The 4937-nt window shown below is 59.3% G+C and carries 2 protein-coding genes and 3 pseudogenes; 1 reads left to right on the top strand and 4 read right to left on the bottom strand.

Annotation, left to right across the window (positions count from 1 at the left end; all coding sequences use genetic code 11):
• Positions 1 to 50: 50 nt before the first annotated feature.
• Positions 51 to 2249 (bottom strand): annotated as a pseudogene (locus DQ405_RS24010) (OsmC domain/YcaO domain-containing protein).
• Positions 2250 to 2394: 145 nt separating this feature from the next.
• Between DQ405_RS24010 and DQ405_RS24005 the strand changes: the two are divergent.
• Entirely contained in the window at positions 2395 to 2955 is a 561-nt protein-coding gene (locus DQ405_RS24005) for a cysteine hydrolase family protein (RefSeq protein WP_032902943.1), read from the top strand.
• A 62-nt stretch (positions 2956 to 3017) separates the two neighbouring features.
• Here the strand turns inward: DQ405_RS24005 and DQ405_RS24000 are convergent.
• From DQ405_RS24000 to DQ405_RS23990, 3 genes and pseudogenes are all read right to left on the bottom strand, one after another.
• Positions 3018 to 3466: pseudogene (locus DQ405_RS24000) on the bottom strand (NUDIX hydrolase).
• Positions 3459 to 4257, bottom strand: a pseudogene (locus tag DQ405_RS23995) (nucleotidyltransferase domain-containing protein). The pseudogenes DQ405_RS24000 and DQ405_RS23995 overlap by 8 nt, the downstream one beginning before the upstream one ends.
• Entirely contained in the window at positions 4254 to 4697 is a 444-nt protein-coding gene (locus tag DQ405_RS23990; RefSeq protein ID WP_168426336.1) for an AAA family ATPase, read from the bottom strand. Before DQ405_RS23990 ends, DQ405_RS23995 begins: the two are co-directional and overlap by 4 nt.
• Positions 4698 to 4937 lie beyond the last annotated feature (240 nt).

The raw sequence follows: 4937 nt of genomic DNA, 5'->3' as shown, positions 1-4937 counted from the left end.
AGCGTCCCTGGCTGCATTCCCACGCGGAGCGTGGGAACGATCAGTGTGTATCAGGCTTGGGTAGTGTTGGCCCGTGCCGCATGCAGCTTCTTGTAGCTATCGATCAAGCGTAAATGCCGGTCCAGGCCTTCCAGCTTCATGCTCGTCGGCGTGAGCCCATAAAAGCGTACACTGCCGTCGACCGAGCCGATCACCGCGTCCATGCGCTCGTTGCCAAACATGCGCCGGAAGTTGGCCTCGTAGTCAGCCAGTTCCAGGTCCTCATCCAGTTCCATCTCCAGCACCGCGTTCATCGCCTGGTAAAACAGGCCGCGCTCAACGGTGTTGTCGTTGTACTGCAGGAACATCTCTACGCATTCCTTGGCCTCTTCATACTGCTTCAGCGCCAGGAATATCAGCAGTTTCAGCTCCAGGATGGTCAACTGGCCCCACGCGGTGTTGTCATCGAACTCAATGCCAATCAGCGTAGTGATATCGGTGTAGTCGTCCAGTTCACTTTCTATCAGGCGTTCGACCAACGCCTGCAGCTCCTCCTCGCTGAGGCGATGCAGGTTGAGGATGTCTTCGCGGAAAAACAGCGCCTTGTTGGTGTTGTCCCAGATCAGGTCGTCCACCGGGTAGATTTCCGAGTAGTCCGGCACCAGGATGCGGCAGGCAGTAGCGCCCAGGTGCTCATACACGCATGTACGACTCTTGCCCATGCCTCGAGGATGCCGAACAGTCGTGGCGGCTTCCTGGGCGTTGGAGTCTTCGCCCTGGCCGGAGAAGTCCCACTCGACAAATTCATAATCCGACTGGGCACTGAAGAAGCGCCACGACACTACGCCACTGGAATCGATAAAGTGCTCGACGAAGTTGTTCGGCTCGGTGACCGCCTGGCCTTCGAAGGTCGGCTGCGGCAGGTCGTTCAAGCCTTCGAAAGCTACGGCCTTGCAGCAGCTCGGTGAGGCTGCGTTCCAGCGCCACTTCCAGGCTGGGGTGCGCGCCGAACGAAGCGAACACGCCGCCGGTACGCGGATTCATCAAGGTCACGCACATCACCGGGAACTCACCGCCCAGGGAGGCATCCTTGACCAGCACCGGAAAGCCCTGGGCTTCCAGGCCTTCGATACCCGCCAGGATGCCCGGGTACTTGGCCAGCACTTCGGCGGGGACGTCCGGCAGCGCAAATTCGCCTTCGATGATTTCGCGCTTCACCGCTCGCTCGAAAATCTCCGACAGGCACTGCACCTGGGCTTCGGCCAAGGTATTGCCGGCGCTCATGCCGTTGCTCAGGTAGAGGTTTTCGATCAGGTTGGACGGAAAATACACCACCTCGCCATCGGACTGACGCACGAACGGCAGGGAGACAATGCCACGGGCTTCGTTGCCGGAGTTGGTGTCGAACAGGTGTGAACCGCGCAGCTCGCCCTCGCGGTTGTAGACTTTCAGGCAGTAGGCATCGAGGATTTCACTCGGCAGCTCATCGTTGGGGCCCGGCTGGAACCAACGTTCGTCCGGGTAATGCACGAACGGCGCGTTGGCCAGGTCCTCACCCCAGAACTGGTCGTTGTAAAAGAAGTTGCAGTTCAGGCGCTCGATGAACTCACCCAGCGCCGACGCCAACGCGCCCTCTTTGGTCGCGCCTTTGCCGTTGGTAAAGCACATCGGCGAATGGGCGTCGCGGATATGCAGCGACCACACGTTTGGGCACGATATTGCGCCACGAGGCAATCTCGATCTTCATGCCCAGGCCCGCGAGAATCGCCGACATGTTGGCGATGGTCTGCTCCAGCGGCAGGTCCTTGCCGGCAATGTAGGTGCCTGCTGCGGACGTGGAGTTGGGCATCAACAAACGCCTGGGCATCGGCGTCGAGGTTGTCGACTTCCTCAATCACGAATTCCGGCCCGGCCTGCACCACCTTCTTCACGGTGCAGCGGTCGATGGAACGCAGGATGCCTTGGCGGTCCTTGTCGGAGATGTCTGCGGGCAATTCGACCTGAATCTTGAAAATCTGGTTGTAGCGGTTTTCCGGGTCGACGATGTTGTTCTGCGACAGGCGAATATTCTCGGTGGGAATATTGCGCGTCTGGCAGTACAACTTCACAAAGTACGCCGCACACAACGCAGACGAAGCCAGGAAGTAGTCGAATGGCCCCGGTGCCGAACCATCGCCCTTGTAGCGGATGGGCTGGTCGGCAATGACCGTGAAGTCATCGAACTTGGCTTCAAGCCGAAGGTTGTCGAGAAAGTTGACCTTAATTTCCATGCGGGCACACCAGAATAACGAGCTAAACAAATTGGCCGCCATTATGAAGCGTTTCGCCGGGAAGTCTCAGGGATTTGCGTATGGGCTGCCGATCGGTGCTAACTTCCAACCAGTTAGATAATGTTCACCTCTGCCAGGACAGGCCATGGAACCGATAGCGACTAACGCCGCATTGTTGATCATCGATATGCAAAAAGGCATGGCCGATCCCACCCTTGGCCGCCGCAACAACCCAGACGCCGAGCTGCGCATACAGCAATTACTCAATGCCTGGCGCCAGGCGCAACGCCCGATCATTCATGTGCGGCATATCTCCCGCTCTGCCGCTTCGGTGTTCCGGCCAGGCCAGCCCGGCTGTGAGTTCCAGGATGCGCTGCACCCACTGGCCCATGAGCATGTGGTGGAAAAAAACGTACCGGATGCATTCAGCGCCACGGGCCTGGAGCGCTGGCTGCACCTGCGCTCGATCCAGCAGTTGGTAATCGTCGGGGTCATCACCAACAATTCAGTGGAATCCACCGCACGCTCGGGCGGCAACCTGGGGTTCGACGTGATCGTGGCGGCGGATGCCTGTTTTACCTTCGATCAAACCGACTTGTCGGGGCGGCTGTGGGCCGCAGAGGATGTGCATGCGCTGTCGCTGAGTAACTTGGCGATGGACTATGCAAGGGTGTTCCAAACGAGTGAAATCCTGGCCAGTCATTAATGAGCAATGCAGACATGCATCAGGGCAAACGCACGATGGCGACCGCTTGCCGGCCTGGACGGTTAAAACACCCCGGCATCCTCCAGCATTTGCGGTAACGCCTGCGGCCATACCGTATCGCTCGTGGCGCGCAACGCTTCTGCCGACCACCAGCATGATCCGCCATCACTTGGGTCTCCTGTAGCGTCCACTCGGCCCTGGATAACGTATCGCTGGGCGCATGCACAACGAAGTACCGCTCAACCGCCAGCACCGTTTCGCCGCAGGGCAGCATCAAGGTCACGTCGCGCTCTGCTACACATTCCCCGACGCTGCTCACCGTGATCCCAGTCTCTTCGCGCAACTCACGAATCGCGGCGCTGTGGAAGCTCTCCCCGGCCTCCACGCCACCGCCCGGCGTGGCCCAGTAATCCTGGCCGGCCAGGGCGCCGTCTTTATGCACGAAGCGAAACAGCAACACTTGCTGCGCAGGGTTTATGACCAGTAATCGTGCGGCTTTGCGTTCACGCATCTGATTGATTCCTTTCTATAAAAGCCGAAACCATCCAGCTCAGAAACGCCCGTAGGCGTGTCGTAAATGCCTCGCCCTCGGCGCTCGGGTTGCGTGCCTCAAACAGGAAGTAGGCGATTTGCACGCGGCATGGTCGGGTAATGCTGAACAAACAGCCCGACGTAGTCTTCCAGGGTTTGCGGCCAGGTTTGCGCATCTTCCGCTCGCAGGGTGTGGGTGGCGCGGATCAAGGCCCGTGATGCTTCCCGCTGCAGGCCAAGCCGCGTGTGTTCAGGGCTGGCCTGTTCAATGCGCACCAGGTAAGTCGTGAGCGCCTGTTCAAAATCGCCGTTGACCGCCAGGGCGATGGCGCGGGACGGGTGAAACGGTTCGACGTGCAGTGACAGGTCTTCGCCCCAGAGACAGCGGCAATGATGTTTGAGCCAGAAGCCCCAACTGTTTCGGTTTTCGGGCGCCAACACCTGGGCGCGGTGGCCGATGTCGAAGTCGATCTTGGTGACGCTCGGATGCCGTTGCTCCAAAGCGAGTCGGGCCGACTCCAATTGTTCAAGCACCGGCGCATTCGGTGGTTCGACCAGTATCAGTGAAAGGTCAAGGTCGCAAACTCCGGCCTCGCCCTCGCCCCGTGCAATGCTGCCATACAGGTAAATCCCGTGCAGCCCCAGCTCAGGCCGGGACAAAGTCGTGCAGATGTCCGTCAGCAGGGGCTGGAACTCGGGTTGTATAGGCGTATCGGCAACGGTGAGGATATAGCCATCGGCATCGATGCCAGCAGGTTTTTGGGTAGTCACGGGCGGTGCACCTCAATCACCAACCCTTCCTCTTCACTCGGCACACTGAAATGGCGAGTGATCAGGTCGAACTCGGCATCGCTGGCGGCAAAATCGTGGTTCGTGGCATCGTCCAGCTCCAGGTAATGCAGGCAGTGCGGCACCTTGGCTGCCTGGGCCAGGCCGAGTAACCATTGACGATTGGCGAGGGTATTGGCCGGAAAATCCAGCACCACATTGACGCCGCACGCCAACAGATCGATCACCAGCGGCTCAAGTACCCCACGAACCCGCAGGGCACAGCGCAGGTAGTCGGCAATGCTCTGGATTTCGCCGGGATAGAGATTGGCCAGCCACTGGTCTTCGCTGAGCACGATGACCCCCTGCTCGGCGGCCAGGGTTTTGGCGAGTGTGGACTTGCCGGAGGCGATCTTGCCGCAGAGCAGATGCAGGGTGGGCATAACGCGATTCCTCATGTCGGGCCAGGAAGAATGAGTCATATAGCCGCTGTGGTAAAACATATGCAGGCATAGGTATCTACATAACGTTGTGGGCTGTAGCAGCAGACGGTAACCACGATGCGAAGCGAGCCGCTCTTGCTCTGCTTGTGATCTTGATCTCAGGCGCCCCGTTAAACCACGTTGGCCGGAATTCGACAGGGATTTGGGGGGTAAACCGGCAGGGATGCCGGTTAGCCGCCC

This window comes from Pseudomonas sp. SST3, from assembly GCF_003325755.1.
This window is presented reverse-complemented; position numbering and strand designations above follow the sequence as displayed.

Excerpts from the sequence above, each read along its gene's own strand:
- DQ405_RS23990 (WP_168426336.1), bottom strand. The coding sequence starts at position 4,697 with ATGCCCACCCTGCATCTGCTCTGCGGCAAGATCGCCTCCGGCAAGTCC.
- DQ405_RS24005 (WP_032902943.1), top strand. The coding sequence starts at position 2,395 with ATGGAACCGATAGCGACTAACGCCGCATTGTTGATCATCGATATGCAA.